Origin of the sequence: Pedobacter sp. (genome assembly GCF_040513095.1) — a bacterium.
In the GTDB taxonomy this organism is placed as follows: domain Bacteria; phylum Bacteroidota; class Bacteroidia; order Sphingobacteriales; family Sphingobacteriaceae; genus Pedobacter.
The window spans coordinates 1-19972 of the sequence record NZ_JBEVDX010000067.1 but is presented as its reverse complement, the minus strand read 5'-3'; the positions used below and the strand labels follow the sequence as shown (position 1 = coordinate 19972).

Sequence of the window (19972 nt, the reverse complement as noted above, 5' to 3'; positions counted from 1 at the left end):
CTGATCAATAATCTGACCGAATATCCTAAAACGGAAAAACAATTTCAGGAATGATATTTCCTTAAAGACTTCGTGCAAATCACGAGTCCTATAACGGTAAGCACAGCCGACAGAATAAACGGCGCACCAGGAAAATAGACTGAGCTTTCAGGACTGGTAAAGTGCGCAAAAAGATTCGTCATAATCAGTGGACCTATGATCGCAGATAAACTCATCAATCCGGCTGTAACACCTTGTAATTCACCTTGCTCATTTGCAGGCACATCATTAGACAGCAAGCCCTGCATGGCTGGGCCGAAGATGCCTGCAAGGCAATAAGGAACCGTGAAGGCAAACATCATCCAGCTTTGCGTAGCGAAGGCGAAAAGGATAAAGCCAGCGATATAAAGAACCAGTCCGTAGAAGACCGCTTTTACCTGGCCGATCTTTGGTATGATCACCCTGATGAGCAATCCCTGTACAATTCCGACTAATACGCCCACAAAACCTAACGAATAACCAACCCAGGCTTCATTCCAGTTGAATTTTTCCATGGTATAATATGTCCAGCTTGATTGTACGGAATGACTTGCGATATACAGCAGGAATAGTGCAACCAGCAGTCCTGCAAGTGCAGGATATTTTTTGATGTGTAAAAGGGCCCCCAAAGGATTCGCCCGTTTCCAGTCGAACGCACGTCTGTTTTCTTTAGCGAGCGACTCAGGAAGGACAAAATAGCCGTAAAGCCAGTTGATCAGAGCTAGTCCTGCAGAAATCAAAAAAGGAATTCTGAGGCCAAACTGGCTGAACAAACCACCGACTACCGGACCAACAATAAATCCAATTCCAAACGCTGCACCAACAAGTCCGAAATTCTGTGCGCGTTTCTCAGGTTCGCTCACATCCGCAATGTATGCCATAGCAGTGGTAAAACTGGCGCCTGTAATTCCTGCAATAATCCGCCCGACAAACAACCAGGCAATAGTGGGCGCAAATGCGAGAAACACATAATCAAGTCCTAAACCCAATAAAGAAGCCAGTAATATGGGCCTGCGTCCAAATCTGTCACTTAAACCACCAAGTATGGGAGCACCTATAAACTGCATTGCAGAATAGGAAATGGTTAACCATCCGCCATAAACTGCCGCAACGCTGATACCGCCACCGGTGAGTTCTTCAATTAACCTGGGCAGCACCGGGATAATGATCCCAAATCCTGTGAAATCTATCAATAACGTGATGAAGATAAACCCAATTGCTGATTTTTTCTGAGAGGCCATATTTAGTCTAAACTGCAAATCTAGTTTTATTTTAACAGTTATTTATTATATTAGACGTATAATTCTTCAGTTCAATACCAGATACTTATCGCCTTATAAACCCCAGTAATATTAATTACTATAATTAATATTATGTTAAGTACGATTATGTATGACCCCTCTCAATGCATAATCAGGACTAATTTCTACCCCTTACTGAATCAAATAATAAATTAAAATTCGTCTAACTGAGCTTTAAGCTCCTGAACCCTGTCAAATCTGTTCTTACGGGTATAGATTTCAATCAATAAATTGATCGTAGCCTTGTCCTTAGGTTTGACTTCATGGGCTTGTACAAGTATTACTTCGGCACGGTTGATAAAAGAAGCATATTTGGCAACATCCCGGTGTTCAGGTACCAGGGCGTCATTACCGTCAGAAATGTAAACCAATCCAAGCTGATACAGGGCATCAAAATAGTTCTTATCAATAGCAAGGGATTTGTTATACGCCAGCTCAGCAGTACCCATGTTGGTACTTTTCTGGTGCAGATAGCCATACAGATAATATAAAAGCTTACTTCTGGTATCAACTTTCAATGTGCCTTCAAGTACTTGTTTGGCCTCATTGTATTTTTCAGTATCCAGTAAAATATTGATGTAGTCATTATTCAATAATGTATTGTATGGATTAGCACTCAAACCTTCTTCAAGGGTTTTAATAGCTTTGTCCGTATCCTGCCTGTTCTTGTAAATTCCAGAGAGGCGCTGGAAAACAACGGGATTTCTTACACCGTTATCTTTGGCACGTTTATAATATTCGAAAGCACCGTCATCATTTTTATTGCCTTCGGCACTCAGTGCTGCATTGATAGCGAGGATCGTATCTTTCGGGAAAAAGTCACTCACTTCTTTTAAATACGTGTATGCAGCTGAAAATTCCTTGTTCGCATAAGCTACATTTCCTTTTTGCTGTTTCTTAATATTTACGTTATAATTCGCGGCAGCAATCAAACCAGAATTGTCCTCGAAGTTTTCAAATCTTTTTGCGGTATCAATAGCTTTCAGCGTAAGATCATAATACTTGTTAGAATTGTTCTGATCAGAATCCAGCAGTGCAATATACGAGCTCAGGTATGATTTAATCGCCCAGGTTTCCGGATATCTTTTGGTTTTGGAATCGGCAGCGGTCAGTTCACTGGCTTTTATCCCTTCGTTCAGGATGGCCATTTTAGCTTTCTGATCTTTCTTGTTGGCGATAGCGGCCTGAAGTTTTCCAACGCTGTTTTTGGCGATCAGCAGCTGTGTTTTTTGTGCAAACACCTGCTGTGAACTAACTATCATAAAAAATGCGGCAGAAAATACAAGTCTTTTATCAATCATATGCTTTATGGCTTAGCTACAAATTTATACAAAAAAAAAGAGAGATAAAATTTATCCCTCTTTTAATATCGTCTATTAACGATTATTTTTTAACAGCATCCAACAATTTCTTGGTTGCTTCATAATTTGGTGTGTCATTCTTGAACGCGTAAATGATTTTCAGGTTTTCTAAAGCTGAAATCATTTTTGGATCAAGTTCATACGCCTTTTTGTAGTATGGCAATGCCTGATCGATGAAACCAGTCATTTTCAATGTAATCGCATCAAATTCCTTTTTCTTTTTTGCGTCGATTGCATTTCTTTTGCCTTGCAGATCTAAAGCCTGTTTGTAATAAGTGTCTCCCATTGCATACTGATAAGCTGCATTTTTGGGATCTTTGGCAATCAGTTTAGTTAACATTTCCTGCGATTTGGCAATGTTACCCTGTTTGATGAAAAGATCTGTTTGCATACCCACGAAATATGGGTTTTCAGGATACTTTGCCACTGCTGTTTCCAACAATGCAGTACCACCAACAGTATCTTTTACTTTATCAAAAGTTGTAGAGATCACTTCACTGTATAAAGACTCACTGTCTTTGTAACCCAGGTCGATAGCTTTTTTGAAATTTCTGACCATTTCAGGGTAGTTTTCAACTTGTTTAGCAGTTACACCAGCATTAACATAAGTGGATGTATCCTGAGGATTTTTGGCAGTTACCTCATTGAAGAAGGTTAAAGCAGATTTGAAATCTTTTTTATTGTATGCAAAAATTGCTCTGTTTCTCAATGCATTAGACAAAGTTGTTTCTGCTTCCGCAATGTTTTCTTTCTCCCCCCCTTTTGTGTCTAAAGCTTTAGCTTTTGTAATTGCTTCTTCAGCAATTTTCTCATTTGCAACAGCATTAGGAACATTCAGTGAATCTACAAAGGCTATTCTTGAAGCAAATAATGCCCTGTAAGACCAGGCTTCAGGCATTTCTTTTGATTTTTCGTTGGCGATAGCGTTATCAGTTGCCTTTAAGCCTTCTCCAAGAGATTTCAATGTAGCATCAAGTGGTGTTGTTGCAGTAGCAAATTTCGCTAATGCCCAGGCATTTTTGGCTTTTGAAACTTCACTCTTTTGAGCATTCGCAGCATAGGTGGCAGCACCTATAAATAACATACTTAAAAGTACTTTTTTCATATGGGTTGGTTTTTTAATTAATTATAAAACCTGCCTGAGCTGAGAATTGTTTTGAATTTCTCGGTCTCCTGCAGGTTTTACGGTTTCAGTATTTACTATTTAACTCTATTTTTCTTCGTCAGCGTCTTCGCCGTCTTCAGCAGAATCATCCTCTTCTTCATCATCATCTTCCTCCTCTGCTTCAGCATCTTCACCGCCAGCAGCTTCTCCTTCTCCAGGCAAAACAGCTGTATCTGCTGTGATCAGTACATCTTCAGACACTTCTTCTTCCGGATCATCCTCATGTTCAATTTTGGCTACTGATGCAATGGCATCATTTCCTTTTAAATTGATCAGACGAACACCTTGTGTCGCTCTTCCGATTACTCTCAAATGGCTTAACACAATACGGATTACTATACCCGATTTGTTGATGATCATCAGGTCATCGTCATCCGTTACACTCTTAATTGCAATCAGGTCACCTGTTTTTTCGGTGATCGTAATGGTTTTAACCCCTTTACCACCACGGTTAGTTACACGGTAAGCTTCGATATCTGTACGTTTTCCGTAACCTTTTTCAGATACCACCATTACAGTTGCAGATGCATCATCAACAGCGATCATACCTACTACTTCGTCTTTATCGTGTGCTAAAGTAACACCCCTCACTCCTGTTGCTGTTCTTCCCATCGGGCGGACGGTGCTTTCATTGAACCTGATCGCACGGCCTGAGCGTAATGCCATCACAATTTCACTTGAACCGCTGGTTAAACTTGCTTCCAGTAACTGATCACCTTCATTGATATTAATGGCGTTGATACCATTTACCCTTGGTCTCGAATAAGCTTCAAGCGAAGTTTTCTTAATCGTTCCTTTTTTGGTACACATGATGATATAATTATTCTCCAGGTATTCCTGATCTTTCAGGTTCTTGACTTTAATATAAGCCTTGATTTTTTCTTCCTTCGGAATATTAATGATATTCTGTATTGCCCTTCCTTTGCTTAACCGTGATCCTTCAGGGATCTCATATACCCTAAGCCAGAAACAACGTCCTGTTTCAGTAAAGAACAACATATAGTTGTGGTTGCTCGCAATCAGCAGGTGTTCAATAAAATCTTCATTTCTTGAATCACTACCTTTAGAGCCTTTACCGCCCCTTGCCTGTGTACGGTATTCTGTAGCAGGTGTACGTTTGATATAACCTTCATGAGAGATTGTGATCACCACTTCTTCATCTTCGATGAAGTCTTCCATGCTCATGTCTTCTGCAGAATGAACGATCTGTGTCCTGCGCTCATCACCGTATTTCTCCACCATTTCTGTCAGTTCATCTTTGATGATCTGCATTCTCAGGCCTTCGTCAGCTAAGATTGAATTGAGGTACTCAATAGTTTTCATCAATTCGTTGTACTCATCTTTGATCTTGTCTCTTTCCAGACCTGTCAAACGGCGCAGGGTCATGTCAAGAATCGCACGCGACTGAATATCGCTCAGACCAAACTGTTCCATTAATCCTACCCTTGCTTCCTCAGGTGTATTTGAGCCCCTGATCAGTTTAATTACTTCATCCAGGTGGTCTAAGGCAATGAGTAAACCTTCAAGGATATGTGCACGTTTCTGAGCTTCGTTCAGTTCAAATTTCGTACGGCGTACAATTACGTCATGTCTGTGGTCAACAAAATGCCTGATCAGGTCTTTCAGGTTCAGCATCTGCGGTCTTCCGTTTACCAGCGCAATGTTGTTTACACTGAATGAAGTCTGCAATGCAGTCTGTTTAAACAGGTTATTCAGGACGATAGAAGCATTCGCGTCGCGTTTAATTTCATAAACGATACGGATACCATCTTTGTTGGACTCATCCTTAATATTGGAAATTCCTTCAATTTTCTTTTCCCCGATCAATTCAGCAGTACGCTCAATCATCATCGCTTTGTTCACCTGGTAAGGAATTTCAGTAACAATAATTACTTCCCTGTCCTTCACTGCTTCAATCTCAGCTTTGGCACGCATAACGATCCGTCCCCTGCCGGTTTCAAAAGCTTCCTGAACACCATTATATCCATAGATCAGGGCACCGGTAGGAAAATCCGGTCCTTTCACGAACTTCATCAGTTCAGGTATAGTGATCTCGTTGTTTTCAATATATGCAATGGTTGCATTGATTACTTCAGTGATGTTGTGAGGGGGCATATTTGTTGCCATACCCACTGCAATACCAGAAGCCCCGTTGATCAACAGATTGGGCACTTTAGCAGGCAATACTGTAGGCTCCTGCAGGGAGTCATCAAAGTTAAGCTGAAAATCTACTGTATCTTTATTGATATCCGCAAGCATATCTTCGGCAATCTTCTGAAATCTTGCTTCAGTATAACGCATTGCTGCCGGAGAGTCACCGTCAACGGAACCAAAGTTACCCTGACCATCTACCAGCAAATATCTTAAGCTCCATGGCTGTGCCATACGAACCATGGTCATATATACCGAAGAGTCACCATGCGGGTGATACTTTCCGAGTACTTCTCCAACAATACGGGCTGATTTCTTGTAAGGCCTGTTGTTTGCCAAACCGAGATCAAGCATCCCGTAAAGTACACGACGGTGCACTGGTTTTAATCCATCGCGTACATCAGGTAACGCCCTTGATACAATAACTGACATCGAATAATCGATGTAAGCAGACTTCATCTGCTCGTCTATATCAATCTTTATAATTTTGTCGTTTTCCTGATTTTCTAAATCTTCTGCCATAAAAAATTAATGTTCGTTTAAAAACGATTTGAATAAGGTAATGTTATAACCTTGCGAATTTAAGAAAATATTGCTGTTTAAGCGTATTGTGGAAAAAAATTAAGCCCAGTCTATACCTTTTATCAACTTGCCAAGAGTTTCAGCCTCTGGACTGCTTTCTGCAGGTTTGTGATTGTAAGCCCACTTTACCGTTGGTGGTAAGCTCATTAGGATCGATTCTATCCTGCCATTGGTTTCCAGACCGAATTTTGTGCCCGAATCGTACACCAGATTGAATTCTACGTACCGGCTCCTTCTCAGGTATTGCCACTCCTGTTCTGCGGCAGTAAATTCAGTATCCCTGTTCCTGTCGATCAGTTCTGTATATATAGGTATGAATGTATTGCCTACACCCAGAGAAAAATTGAAAAGCTGTTCCCAGTCGAGACCCGTATTATCAGGTTTCAGGCGGTCATAGAATATTCCTCCAATGCCGCGTGTTTCTTCCCGGTGTTTGATAAAAAAATAATCATCGGCCTGCTTCTTGAACTTAGGATAAAATGAGGAATCAAACTCGTCGCAGGTTTGTTTGAGTAAATGGTGAAAGTAACGGGCATCAGTATCAATCACGTAATGTGGGGTCAGGTCAATGCCGCCGCCAAACCAGCGGGTTTGCTCATCCATTTCGAAATAACGGATATTCATATGTATGATGGGCACAAAAGGATTGGAAGGATGGATCACGATAGAAACACCTGTGGCAAAGAAATCATCGCTGTCTACCTTGAAAGCTTTTTTAACTGCTTCCGGCAGTTTGCCATAAACAGCAGAAAAATTCACACCACCTTTTTCAATTACATTTCCGTTCTGAAAGATCCTCGTGCGTCCGCCTCCGCCGCCTTCCCTTGTCCAGATTTCCTCTTCAAAACTGCCTTTTCCATCAGCCAGGGCTAATGACTGACAGATATCATCCTGTATTTTCTGGTACGCTTCTACTACTTGATCTTTAAACATGATTACCGAATAATTGTAAATCAAAGTTATGTTTTATAAAATTTAATGGCGGATGGATCAGGATATAAGTGTTTCAATTTTACACTTAAACAAGAAATGCCGTCCGGGGACAGCATCTCTCATGTATAAGTTAAAAAACTCTATGGAGTTTTCGTAGTATCTGGCGGAGTAGTTTTTGAAGTGTCTTTCATTGCCGTATCTGCCGGCGGAGTTGTTACCGTTGAGGAATCAACTACGGTGCTGTCAGACGAGCCTGACACATTTTTTGTTGAGTTGCATGCTGAGGCGGCTAATAACATTGAACCTGCAATAGCAAGACTTAAAATCGTTCTTTTCATAATGAGATCTATTTGTTCTACTCCTGCAACAATCCTGATACGTTATTGTTTAAAGTATTTTTTTGTATCCATACATAGTGGTGATGAAAATCCGGATTATCTTTCTGATATTTAAGCGTCATGATCGTATCAGAAAAAACTTTAAAATGGGCAATGCGTGTATATCCCCCACTTTTTTTTCAGCGCATCTGGGTAAAGAGGTTCCATCAGGGGTTCAGGGCTGCGGATATAAAAATCGGCATGAGTATCCTCAACAGAAATTACAATGGATCCATTTTTGGAGGAACAATCTTTGCCGCAACCGATCCTTTTTATTCCATATTATTTGACCAGCTGCTGCAGCGGGAGGGATTTAAGGTTCGTGTATGGCTCAAAAGTGCCAGCATCCAGTACCTTAAACCTGGCCGATCAGCATTGTATTTTACGCTGGCAATCACAGATGAAATGTTAAATGAGGCGATCGGTGCATTAAACAGCAGTGGCAAATTTATCAAAGCCTATCCTATAGAAGTTACAGATCATCAGGGCCTGGTTTGTGCTACTGTCATGAACGAAGTTTATATAAGAAACCTGCATAGCGGAGAAAATGGTCCGGTAGCTTATTAATTATGCCCGCATAAACCCAGAAAAATGAACATCAGGAAACTAATCTTACAAGGCGAGGGAACTACACTGGATTTTAAAAAAACCATTACCAATAATGAGAAGATTGCAAAGAGCCTAGTTGCTTTTGCAAACAACAGGGGCGGCCAGCTTTTGATAGGCGTGGCAGATGATGGGAGTATCAAAGGCGTAAAATCTGAAGAAGAAGAAAAGTATATGATCATGAAATCGGCCCACCAATTCTGCAAGCCGGCAATAGAACCGGAGTTCGAGGAAATATATGTAGACAGCAAACTGGTTCTCGTAGCTAAAATAGCTAAGAGTGATACGAAACCCCATTATGCGCTTGACGAGAATAAAAAATGGTGGGTCTATTTCAGGGTAAAAGACAAAAGTATCCTTGCCAGCAAAATCATTGTAGATGTGCTTAAAAATGAACACACCCAGACAGGCCAGCTGATCACCTATACCGATCAGGAAAAGAAACTGCTGGAATTCCTTGGGGATGAAGGACGTATCACCTTAAAACAGTTTAGCAAACTCACAAGAAGCTCCTACAAACAGGCACAAAAGATCCTTGTGAGCTTTATTCTTGCAGATCTGATTCAGCCCCACACCTCCGAGAAAGAAGAATATTTCACCAGGATTGAAACAAAATAGGTTACCTTTGAAGGTTCATTACCTATATCATGCTGCACTCTCTTTATTTAAAATACAAGCCCTACTATGCCGATAATCTCAGGTTAGCCTTACCAATAGTAGTCTCACAGCTTGGGCATACCCTCGTACATCTGGCAGACAGCGTGATTGTAGGTCATTTTGCCGGAACGATACAACTGGCCGCGGTTTCACTGGTGAACAGTATCTTCATGCTGATCCTGGTGCTGGGTCTGGGAATTTCATATGGCCTCACTCCTCTTATAGCCCGCGAAAACGGTAGCGATAACCGGGAGGAATGCGGCAGGCTTCTGTCAAACAGTTTACTGCTAAATATTGCGATGGGCATTTTGCTCTATGTATTTGTCAACTTCGGTACGCTTCTGATTATTGACCATATTGGCCAGTCACCTGATGTTGTTGCCTACGCAAAACCTTATCTTCAGTATCTTGGACTTTCGATTATCCCGCTGATGATCTTTCAGACCTTCAAACAGTTTACTGAAGGACTTGGCTTTACCAAACAGGCTATGTATATTTCCATCTGGGGAAATGTTATCAATATCATTCTGGGAGTCATCCTGGTAAAAGGAATGTTTGGAATTTCCCCCTTGGGTGTAAAAGGTGTGGGTATAAGTACACTGACAGACAGGGTACTCATGTGCGTGGTTATGTCCTATTATGTTTTTAATTCCAAAAACTTTAAGGCTTACCTCAAAGGCTTTAGATTTGGCTTTTTTGATAAAGTGCGCAGCCTGAAAATCTTAAAGATTGGCGCACCCGTATCCTTACAGTATGCTTTCGAGATCAGTGCTTTCAGCGGAGCGGCAATACTCATTGGTACAATCGGTGCAATAGAACAGGCCGCGCATCAGGTAGCTATCAATCTTGCTGCAATAACCTATATGATTTCAAGCGGTATAGCTTCTGCGGCTACTATCAAAACAGGAAACAACCTGGGTAAGAATAATTACAATGATCTGAGAAGATCCGCATTGGCAAGTTACCATGTAATTCTCGCATTTATGGCGGTCACAGCGCTGATCTTCATTCTGGCCAGCGATATTTTGCCATACATCTATACTGAAGATATGTCAGTAATCAATATAGCCTCGCAGCTGCTGATCATTGCAGGTTTTTTCCAGCTCTTTGATGGTACTCAGGTTGTCGGCCTGGGCGTACTTCGTGGAATGGGTGATGTGAACTATCCAACGATCATAACGTTTATTGCTTATTGGATAATCGGTATCCCTCTCGGTTATTTTTTAGGCATCAGGCTTGGCTTCGGAGTTAACGGAATATGGTATGGCCTGACGTTTGGTCTGCTAACTGCTTCAGTTTTGCTGTTTTTCAGGTTTCAAAGCCGGACAAAGAAGCTCCTGCTTACTACTTAGGCCTGTTTTTTTCTGTTTGAATTAAAAAGCATACATGATCTTCTGATTATTTTCCACTGTCAAAACAGTATTTTCGTGGATAAAACGTAATCGCAGAGCCTGAGGGAGTAGAAATACGATTAGGCTTGCTTTTTGACACATTAGTGACAGACCTAAATACGTTATCATGTTAGCACTTTTACCTAAGATTAAAGGACCTCAACATCATAATCTCTACACAGATCCGGAAAGTACTTTAGTTGCATCCCTGGTAGCCCGCGATACCAAAGCTCTTGAAATGTTGTATTCCTCCTATTCTGCTTCGCTGCTTGGTATCGTATGCAAGGTAGTAAAACAGGAAGAGGTGGCACAGGATGTACTACAGGAATCATTTTTAAAAATATGGAATTCTATTGGCCAGTACGACGCAACAAAGGGCCGGCTATTTACCTGGATGTCCAGACTTGTCAGAAATACCGCGATCGATCACCTGAGAAGCCGCGGAGAAATTAACAGCCTGAAGAATGACGAGCTGTCAGAATTGACGGTGGAAATCAATGAGCGGTATCAGATCATCTTCCATCCCGAATTTATCGGATTAAAACAACTGATCGAAGTACTTACACCAGAACAGAAACTTATTCTCGACATGGTATATTTTCAGGGATACACACAGCTTGAAGTAGCCACGGCACTAAATATTCCGGTCGGAACCATTAAAACACGCATTCGCATGTCTATTAAAACGCTGCGTGCCTTTTTTATTTAATGGTAACCGCAATTTAATTCTGGATTTCAGTTATTGTGGTATGTAGTTTGTCCTTTGGGTGTAACCCCAAATTATGGCCTCATCAAATAAATCCATCTATAGTGCCCTTGCGGCAAATCTCCTGATTGCAATCACAAAATTTACTGCTGGCGCATTTAGCAACAGTGCAGCCATGATATCCGAAGGCATACACTCACTTGTGGATACCGTCAACCAGATTCTGCTGTTGTTCGGATTAAAAAGAAGCAAGAAACCTGCAGATGCTTTAAGACCATTCGGCTATGGCAGGGAGTTGTACTTCTATTCATTTATCGTTTCGATACTGATCTTTGGCCTGGGCGGAGGAATTTCGATCTACCAGGGTATAATACATATCATCAACCCTGAACCGCTTGGAAATCCAACCTGGAACTATGCGGTGCTGGCTTTGTCTGTCGTTTTTGAGGGAACATCGCTGATTATTGCTGCCAGGGAGTTTAACCTGACGCGTGAGGGTCAGACCTGGTGGAGAGCCATAGTAAGAAGTAAAGACCCTTCAAGTTTTCTTGTGCTTTTTGAGGACGGCGCTGCTGTACTCGGACTTTTCATCGTGATGATCTGTATGTTCTTCGGTCATAAGTATAACATTCCCGAACTGGATGGTGTGGCTTCACTCCTGGTAGGCCTGTTACTTGTGGGTGTTTCTATGATCCTTGCCCGGGAAAGCAGAAGCCTCCTCATGGGTGAAGGGATCTCGGATACTTCAAAACAGCGTATAACTGAGATCACTGAAAAAGATGCTTCAGTACTCAAAGTGATGCGTATCATCTCTACTTACCAGTCGCCGGAAGACGTGATGCTGATGCTGATAGTTGCATTTAAGGATGATCTGGACACGCAGGAAATCAACGAAGGAATTGAGCGCATACGCTCGGAAATCCGTAAGGAATTTAGTTTAATACATTTTGTAATTATCCAGCCGGAAGTAATTACACACAAATTTAAATATTAGTACCCTCAATCATGAAACGACTGCTCCCATTTTCCATTACTATTTTCATAATTTACCTGCTCAACTGGTATGTGCTTACAGGTATCTTAACCTTAAGTACAAACCCATATATTGCTCCTGTTTTCTGGATCATCATTACTGTCATTACCGCTGCAGTCCTTTACGGTTTTGCCAGAATGGCCAAACATGGGATGGACCTGTTTTTAAAGATTTCAGTGCATATTGCGTTTACCCTGGTGGTCTCCGAGATTATGATGGCTATCCTGCTGTTCCTGGGTGATGCCTATGATCTTATCGCCGGTGTACCAAGAAACGTGTACTGGGTCGAAGCTTGTTTTATGCTGATGTTGTTTACAATATTTCTCTTTGTTTATGGGATGATCTTCGGAAAATACAATTATAAGGTGATCCGGCATACTTTGTTTTTTGATGATCTTCCGCAAAGTTTTGATGGTTTTAAGCTGGTTCAGATATCTGATGTGCATGCCGGAAGCTTAAACAACCACAAAGCTGTTCAGCGCGGGATCAATTTAATCAATGCGCAGGAGGCTGATTTATTCGTTTTTACAGGCGACCTGGTCAATAATAAGGCTGAGGAAGTTAAACCCTGGTTGACTTACTTTTCTCAGATCAAAGCACCATACGGACAATTTTCTATTCTCGGCAATCATGACTACGGGGATTATATCAAATGGGGTAACCTGGGCAATGACAAAGCTAAAAACCTGTTTCAGTTGAAACAATACCACAGGGAATTGGGATTCAGGCTGCTGCTTGATGAGCATGTACATCTTACAAAAGATGATCAGCATATTGTACTTGCCGGTGTTGAAAACTGGGGTATAGGTTTTGGGGAACGCGGCGACCTGAAAAAAGCAATGGCGGGCACTACTGCAGAAGAGTTTAAAATCCTGCTTTCGCATGATCCTACCCACTGGGAAGCTCAGGTTAAAAGTTTTGTACCAAAGGTTCAGCTCACGCTATCAGGACACACACATGGGATGCAGTTTGGCCTCGAGGCATTTGGCATCAAATGGAGCCCGGTGAAATACAGGTACAAGCATTGGGCAGGACTGAAAACTGAGAATGACAGGGTAATAAATATTAACCGGGGATTTGGTTTCATCGGATTTTCCGGTAGAATCGGCATCTGGCCGGAAATCACTGTGATTGAGCTGAAGAAAAAATAACCAGGCCTGCAGCATGATGCAGTGCATCAGCTGCAGGTGATAAGTTTCAGACTGCGTAGATAGACAACTTGGCATTTCTTACCGGTTGTCCCTTAATCGCTATGTATTCTGCTGCGTTGTCACGTACCGTTTTGATGATAAAAGGATCATTACCTTTGGCAAATTCGTCATAGGCCAGCTTCAGCCTGTCTATATGTGTATCTGCGTTTACCTTCCATTTTTTATCCTGATACATAAAGTAAGCGAAAATCACTCTCGTATCTCCTTTTAACTTACCATCCAGGCGTATGTACGCCACATTTTCCGATTTCAGCGGCTCCACTGCCTTGGTATAAAATTCTTTAAAATCCGGATAGGTCTCTTTTGTATTGGTCATTTAATTATTTATTTGATATTTATATATTGCTTTCTGTTCAACTATGTTCCCTGTTCTCTCACATTACCTGTGCGTTTGAGCGCTCCCCAGCCTTCCAGTTCTCCTTTTAATGCTTTTCGGATAGACCTGAACAATACCAGGTACATCAGCTGTCGCCAGTAAAATCGCTGAGGGATGATGTAGATCAGTTTCTTAAAGGATTCTTTCTCCATCCTGAAGGCAATACCAGCAAACAGCAGATCAACAAGGATGAAGATACAGTAATAAAAGAATACCTGTCCGAATCCGTTGTGCAAACTCAGAAGGCTGCCCACTCCTGCCCAGCTCAGCGAATTAACGGATGAAAGAGAGAACAGGCCGGTGATCATTGATAGCAGCATAAAGAAATCTGCCAGCGGTGAGAACAAAGGAAGAATGATCTGATAGACCAGTATATTGGGCATGCCTACCATTCCAAAGTACCCGTATTTCTTGTTGAACAAAGTCTTCCTGTTCTTCCAGAAACTCTGCATCACACCAAAACTCCATCTGAAGCGTTGCTTCAGGAGCATATTCACTGTTTCCGGAGCCTCGGTATAAGCAATCGCCCGGTCACAGTTTCTTACCGCATGTCCTGCCCTGAGGATACGCATAGTCAGGTCACAATCTTCGGCAAGAGTATCTGTGGTAAACCCACCTACTTCCTGGATCACCTTTTTCCTGAAAGCACCGATCGCTCCCGGCACAACGGTAATGGTATTCAGCAGGTCGAATGCACGCCTGTCCATATTCTGTGCTGTAATATATTCAATGCTCTGCCAGTTGGTAATCAGGTTGATTTTATTACCTACTTTTACCGTTCCGGCCACTGCGGCTGTTTCTTCGTCATAGAAGTATCGCATCAGTTCGGTAATCGCGTCAGTTTTCAATTGGGTATCTGCATCAATACAAATCACAAAATCTGCGGTAGAATGTCCAATACCAAAGTTCAATGCAGAAGCTTTGCCACCGTTGGCTTTGGTAAATATTCTCAGGTTGTCAAGCTGGCCGAAGTTTTCTTTTACCAGTTCAACAGTACGGTCCTTTGATCCATCATCAACGAAGATAAATTCAACATTTTTGTAAGTAGTTTTGAGTAAGCTCCGGAGGCTCTGCACAACGGTTACTTCTTCATTGTATGCAGGAATGATAATGCTCACCTTCATTTCAGGGTCCTTTAAAAGGAATTCTTCCTCATGTCTGGCCAGACTCTTATGCCTGATGGCCAGTATTGCAATAAAGATGCTCCTCAGCATGGCCAGTATGATGGCGATGATAAATATAAAGTTAAGCGCCAGTGTGCCATAAGAAAACGTTTTGAGGAACAAATCGTCGCCGGAACTGATAAAGTCACTGCTGCTAAGCTTTACTGGCGGCATCAGTTGATCACGTTTTTTACCGATGAGCTGTCCTACTGTAGCAAACTTATATCCTTTTGACTTAAAATATCTGATGATCCTTGGCAGTGCTTCTACTGTGGCCTGGCGGTTACCCCCGGCGTCGTGAAGCAGTAATATATTACCCAGGTTCTGCTGTTTCACAACGGCATTAAAAATCTGGTCTGCGGTAATCCCCGGATACCAGTCCTCGGGATCTATTGATTCACCAATGTTGATGTAATTTTCATTCCTGCTCTGCATCACAGGTAAAATCTCCGCCGATGTGGTCGGCTCTGCATCCGCATTATAGGGAGGCCTGAATAAAATTGTACTGTGGCCTGTCACCGATTCAATGATCTTTCTGGTAGCATTCAGTTCAAAGTTTACCCGCTCTACGCCCATTTTAGACATATCAGGGTGGAAAAAAGTATGGTTACCGATTTCATGGCCAAGGTTGTACTCTCGTAAAAGCAGTCCCATGTTCTGTTCGGCCATAATGCCTACAACAAAGAAACTTCCGGGCACCTTTTCTTCCTGCAGGATATCGAGGATCTGCGGCGTATACACCGGATCAGGACCATCATCGAAAGTAAGCACAATTGTTTTTTCTGCGTGACCATAGCGGCGGATACTGTACTTTGTAGGTAAAACCACATACTTCTGATCCTTGATTTCGTAAGTGGCGGTATCGAGTTTTACATCAATTTCTCCGGCTTTGGGAGTTGATACAAGATCCAGAATCTCGCCTTCTCCGGAATAATCAACCCTGTCATTCAATCCTATGTGGGTCAGCCTTTTGAGATCTACACCAGTTTTCCTAACGGAATCGATGCTCAGGTTTTTTGAAATGAATGTCCAGACCCTCGGATCTTCTGCGCCCATTCTCCAGAGGGCCACTCCTGCTACCCCCCAGTCGTCCGCTTTCCTGATCAGGTTAAAGTTTGTGGCTGCATCAGTGAAAAATACCTGATGGCTGATTGCAGATTCATCGGTATAACTAAAGTTCAGGTTAGCAGATACAGGGTTGTAATTGACTTTTCCCTTGTATCTGTTGGCTGTTGCAATGGCCTGCTGATAGGTTATGGTCTTACCTACGTCGCCATCCGGCCAGTCATATCCGTAACAGGCCAGCGCCAGAATAACCTTTTCAGAGGATATTTTCTCACAGATCTTATCCAGTTGTTCTTCCACCCATTGCTGATGGGAAACATCTCCCGCATTGCTGCTTTCGGTATGCTGGTCATAGGCCATAACGAAGATATAATCATTATACTTCGCCAGCGTTTCCAGGTTGTAATCGTCGTTATCAGGTGAAATATCCTGCGATACAATCATATTCTGTGCATGCAGTTTTTCATACAGGTTTTGCTGAAAAGAAGCCAGGGGTGCATCAGAACTTTCTTTGATCTCTTCAAAATCAATATTTACACCCTTAAATCCATAGCTTTTTAAAGATTTGATCAGGTTAGCTATAAACCTGTTTTGCAGTGATTGATCCTGCAGGAGCTTATGGATGGCATTGCCGTCAAAGCTGTCGCCGCTAAAGTTGGATACCATTGCAATGGCAGTCTTTTTGTTTCTCCTGATCAGTTTCATGGCATCCCCGTCAACCTGATCAATCAGGGTGTCTGCACCATTTTTTATAAAAAATGATTCGGTCACCACCATATCAAGCTGTCTGATATGATCCTGTAAATCAGTTAATGACTGCGGGTCCCAGTTCACATAGAAACCGGCATTGATCCTCGCCTTGTTGTTCGGGTGTTTCAGACGGTGTGCCTGCTGATCCTGCCTGATCTTCAGCAGCTTCTTTTTTGATATTTTAAAATCCTTGTAGGTAGTTGATTTCCTGATCTGTTCGATCTGCCTGGTACTGAGCGTAGTTGCAGTGCTGATCACAGGCAAGGCCGGATAGTGATTGGATACCAGCGTGTAAGCCACACAGGCAGTAGCCACAATAAATGTGATAATCAATAGCCTGGTTACCCACTGGAAGGTAATCCAGCGACTTTTACCGGAAGTTTGAAATATTTGTTTATCTGGCATCTCTCAGATTAAAATCAAATATAGGTATAGAATTTGATAAAAAAACCGTGTTTAATCAGGAGATTTGCAGATAGCCACCATTCATGACAACAGCAGAAATTCCGGTACCACTTCAGCGCAAGATCATTCATATTGATATGGATGCGTTTTATGCTGCCGTTGAACAGCGGGATTTCCCTCAGTACATGGGTAAACCTATAGTTGTAGGCGGCTCGCCTGACGGACGCGGGGTGGTAGCAACAGCGAGTTATGAAGCAAGACAATTTGGGATACACTCTGCAATGTCTGCCCGCAGGGCGATCCAGCTTTGTCCTCAGGCGATCTTCGTGAGACCCAGGTTTGATGCCTATAAGAGCGTATCGGTGCATATCCGGGAGATCTTTAACCGATACACAGACCTGATAGAACCACTTTCACTGGATGAAGCCTACCTGGACGTAACAGAGGATAAGCTCAGTATTGGATCTGCACTTGAGATTGCAAAACAGATTAAGGACGCGATCAGGGATGAGCTGAACCTCTCGGCTTCAGCCGGGGTATCCAGTAATAAGTTTATCGCCAAGATTGCCTCTGATATGAACAAACCTGACGGGTTAACTTTTATCGGCCCATCCAAAATAGAACGTTTCATGGAGAAGCTGCCGGTGGAGAAGTTCTTTGGCGTAGGTAAGGTTACGGCCGACCGGATGAAGAAAATGGGTTTGCATACCGGTGCGGATCTGAAGCTCCTTTCAGAACAGGATCTGGTCATGCGCTTCGGCAAGACCGGGAAGTTCTATTATAAAATTGTACGCGGTATAGATGAGCGCCCTGTTCAGCCGCACCGCGAAACCAAGTCGCTGGGTGCAGAGGATACTTTTGAAGAAGACCTGTCTACACAGGAGGAAATGTTTACTGAACTGGAACAGATTGCAGAAAAAGTCACAGCCAGGCTGGAGAAGAACAACCTGAAAGGCAAGACGCTGACGCTCAAAGTGAAATTTCACGATTTTACACAGATCACCAGAAACCAGTCCTTCGTTACCCCTATTGGCGATTACCATGCTATCATAAAAACAGCAAAGGAATTACTGATCAGGGCAGATTTGGAGAACAGCAAGGTCAGATTGCTGGGTATATCCCTCAGTAACTTCGGTAATCTGCTGCCATCTTCTAAAATCACAGATCCCGATCAGCTGGAACTTTTTTAGATTTTATCTGTCAGCGCTTCCATAAAAGCGACAATTTGTTCAACTTCTGCATCAGACAGGTGCAGCGGTTTTGCAGAAAGAGTTTGCTGTGGCACTTCCAGACGAAGCCCTGCCCCTCCCCCTTGATTGTAGAATTCAACAACTTTATTCAGGTCTTTAAAAACACCATTGTGCATATACGGAGCTGTCATAGCTGCATTTCTTACCGATGGCGTTTTAAATGCGCCCCGATAGTAGTCTATAGAGAAAAAACCGTATCGCCCAGCATCCTTATCGTTAATCAGGTGTTCAAAATCATCATTTGCAGGTGTGCCTAAAACTTCAAATTCTGTACGTTTATATAATGGTGGAATCAGACCATTGAATAAGGGTGCAAAATGGCAGCTTCCGCACTGACCTTTCCCCATGAAGAGGTTAAAGCCTTTCAGCTGTTCAGCACTCATCGCATGTTTATCTCCCGACAGGTACTTGTCAAAAGCAGAATTCATAGGCGCCAGTTCCATAATATAAGCCGTCAGTGCAGCTGCAAGGTTGTCTATAGTCACAGGATCGCCCGCTGCTGCCGGAAAGGCCTTGAGAAAGTCCGCCCTATAGTAGCTGTTTTTTTTAAGACCGGCAATGACTACAGCGTGATTCCCATTCATCTCCAGCGGATTTGCAATTACTGCTTTGATCTGCTCCGGCAGACTTTTAACTCTTCCATCCCAGAACTGCGCATACTGGAAGCCTGCGTATAACAACGCTGGCGCATTACGCTGCACAAAGCTTTTACCATCAAAGGCAAGACTGGTTTTTAATCCGTCACTAAAGTAATTGTCAGTGCGGTGACAGCTGCTGCAGTTTCTTTTCAGGTTGCCTGATAATGTGTTATCAAAAAACAGTTTTTTTCCTAAAGCAACTTTCGTGGGTTGCGCCTTACTTATTGCCGTAAAAGCTGCTGCAGGAATGGCATCCCTGCTAAAGATATGCTTTGCCTCATAATTTAAACTGCTCTTCCGGTTCACAGAAAGATCCAGGCTGCTGATGAATACTCCCAGCTGTTCCTGTAAAGGTAATGCATAGACAGTCAGGAAATCCATCCGGTTAAACCCATCAAATTCCGGATGCTCCTTTAGAAAAACCAATGTCTTTTCCAGGGTTTTGGATAGCTGCGCGGAAATACCGGCAGCCCCGGGCCTGGTTTCAATCGCCAGGTAAGGCAGAAGCACCTGCTGAATGGCGGCGACCGACTGATAAGCTTCTTCAATTCCGCTTTTCAGTTCAGGAGCATCATAACCCGTAATACCAAGGGTGATTACCCTGATCAGTTCCAAACGTGCACTCTCCAGCAGCTCCTTATCGGTACCCTGGAAATCATAAAGTAAGGCATTCAGATCAGCGGCAGATGATGAAAGCAAATCTGCCTGTTCCATCAGCTCTTTCCTGTGCGAATAAGGGTCATCACTGAAAAGTAACACCTCCATGACCTGGAAACCCGAAGGCTCCTGATATTCCATGTACGGCTCATCCACCTCAACTTTTGCCGGCCGGT

General features: G+C 42.6%; 16 protein-coding genes. 7 read left to right on the top strand and 9 right to left on the bottom strand.

Annotated elements, in window-relative coordinates; translation table 11 throughout:
• Positions 1 to 44: 44 nt before the first annotated feature.
• From ABWY16_RS08925 to ABWY16_RS08900, 6 genes are all read right to left on the bottom strand, one after another.
• Positions 45 to 1259 carry a TCR/Tet family MFS transporter gene (locus ABWY16_RS08925; RefSeq protein WP_353904298.1) on the bottom strand — a complete coding sequence of 405 codons (1215 nt, stop codon included), beginning with the start codon at positions 1257 to 1259 and terminating at the stop codon, positions 45 to 47.
• 212 nt (positions 1260 to 1471) lie between these two features.
• Positions 1472 to 2620 (bottom strand): tetratricopeptide repeat protein, encoded by a 1149-nt coding sequence (locus tag ABWY16_RS08920; RefSeq protein WP_353904297.1) that lies wholly within the window; start codon positions 2618 to 2620, stop codon positions 1472 to 1474.
• An 82-nt stretch (positions 2621 to 2702) separates the two neighbouring features.
• The gene (locus ABWY16_RS08915; RefSeq protein WP_353904296.1) at positions 2703 to 3785 is read right to left on the bottom strand and encodes a tetratricopeptide repeat protein; all 1083 of its coding nucleotides are present in this window, start codon (positions 3783 to 3785) and stop codon (positions 2703 to 2705) included.
• Between the two features lie 105 nt (positions 3786 to 3890).
• Positions 3891 to 6518 carry a DNA gyrase subunit A gene (gene gyrA, locus ABWY16_RS08910; RefSeq protein WP_353904295.1) on the bottom strand — a complete coding sequence of 876 codons (2628 nt, stop codon included), beginning with the start codon at positions 6516 to 6518 and terminating at the stop codon, positions 3891 to 3893.
• Between the two features lie 99 nt (positions 6519 to 6617).
• Positions 6618 to 7514 carry an oxygen-dependent coproporphyrinogen oxidase gene (gene hemF, locus ABWY16_RS08905; RefSeq protein WP_353904310.1) on the bottom strand — a complete coding sequence of 299 codons (897 nt, stop codon included), beginning with the start codon at positions 7512 to 7514 and terminating at the stop codon, positions 6618 to 6620.
• Between the two features lie 137 nt (positions 7515 to 7651).
• Positions 7652 to 7849 (bottom strand): coproporphyrinogen III oxidase, encoded by a 198-nt coding sequence (locus tag ABWY16_RS08900; RefSeq protein WP_353904294.1) that lies wholly within the window; start codon positions 7847 to 7849, stop codon positions 7652 to 7654.
• 120 nt (positions 7850 to 7969) lie between these two features.
• Here ABWY16_RS08900 and ABWY16_RS08895 point away from each other — a divergent pair, with 120 nt between their 5' ends.
• The 6 genes from ABWY16_RS08895 to ABWY16_RS08870 all read left to right on the top strand — a co-directional run bounded on the left by ABWY16_RS08895 (position 7970) and on the right by ABWY16_RS08870 (position 13432).
• Positions 7970 to 8455, top strand: coding sequence for a DUF4442 domain-containing protein (locus tag ABWY16_RS08895; protein WP_353904293.1), 486 nt, complete (start codon positions 7970 to 7972; stop codon positions 8453 to 8455).
• 24 nt (positions 8456 to 8479) lie between these two features.
• Positions 8480 to 9112, top strand: coding sequence for an AlbA family DNA-binding domain-containing protein (locus ABWY16_RS08890; RefSeq protein WP_353904292.1), 633 nt, complete (start codon positions 8480 to 8482; stop codon positions 9110 to 9112).
• Between the two features lie 29 nt (positions 9113 to 9141).
• Positions 9142 to 10503 carry an MATE family efflux transporter gene (locus ABWY16_RS08885; RefSeq protein ID WP_353904291.1) on the top strand — a complete coding sequence of 454 codons (1362 nt, stop codon included), beginning with the start codon at positions 9142 to 9144 and terminating at the stop codon, positions 10501 to 10503.
• Between the two features lie 166 nt (positions 10504 to 10669).
• Positions 10670 to 11251, top strand: a complete 582-nt coding sequence (locus tag ABWY16_RS08880; protein ID WP_353904290.1) for an RNA polymerase sigma factor — start codon at positions 10670 to 10672, stop codon at positions 11249 to 11251.
• Between the two features lie 73 nt (positions 11252 to 11324).
• A complete protein-coding gene (locus ABWY16_RS08875; RefSeq protein ID WP_353904289.1) occupies positions 11325 to 12242 on the top strand; it encodes a cation diffusion facilitator family transporter in 918 nt (305 codons plus the stop codon).
• Positions 12243 to 12253: 11 nt separating this feature from the next.
• A complete protein-coding gene (locus tag ABWY16_RS08870) occupies positions 12254 to 13432 on the top strand; it encodes a metallophosphoesterase (RefSeq protein ID WP_353904288.1) in 1179 nt (392 codons plus the stop codon).
• Between the two features lie 46 nt (positions 13433 to 13478).
• On the opposite strand, the gene ABWY16_RS08865 is transcribed toward ABWY16_RS08870, so the two are convergent.
• Entirely contained in the window at positions 13479 to 13808 is a 330-nt protein-coding gene (locus ABWY16_RS08865; RefSeq protein ID WP_353904287.1) for a hypothetical protein, read from the bottom strand.
• Between the two features lie 41 nt (positions 13809 to 13849).
• Positions 13850 to 17251, bottom strand: coding sequence for a trifunctional glycoside hydrolase family 18/polysaccharide deacetylase/glycosyltransferase family 2 protein (locus ABWY16_RS08860; RefSeq protein WP_353904286.1), 3402 nt, complete (start codon positions 17249 to 17251; stop codon positions 13850 to 13852).
• 83 nt (positions 17252 to 17334) lie between these two features.
• Here ABWY16_RS08860 and dinB point away from each other — a divergent pair, with 83 nt between their 5' ends.
• Positions 17335 to 18441 carry a DNA polymerase IV gene (gene dinB, locus ABWY16_RS08855; protein WP_353904285.1) on the top strand — a complete coding sequence of 369 codons (1107 nt, stop codon included), beginning with the start codon at positions 17335 to 17337 and terminating at the stop codon, positions 18439 to 18441.
• Here the strand turns inward: dinB and ABWY16_RS08850 are convergent.
• Positions 18438 to 19972, bottom strand: a 1535-nt coding sequence (locus ABWY16_RS08850) for a cytochrome-c peroxidase (RefSeq protein ID WP_353904284.1), incomplete at its 5' end; no start/stop codon positions are given. The genes dinB and ABWY16_RS08850 overlap by 4 nt on opposite strands.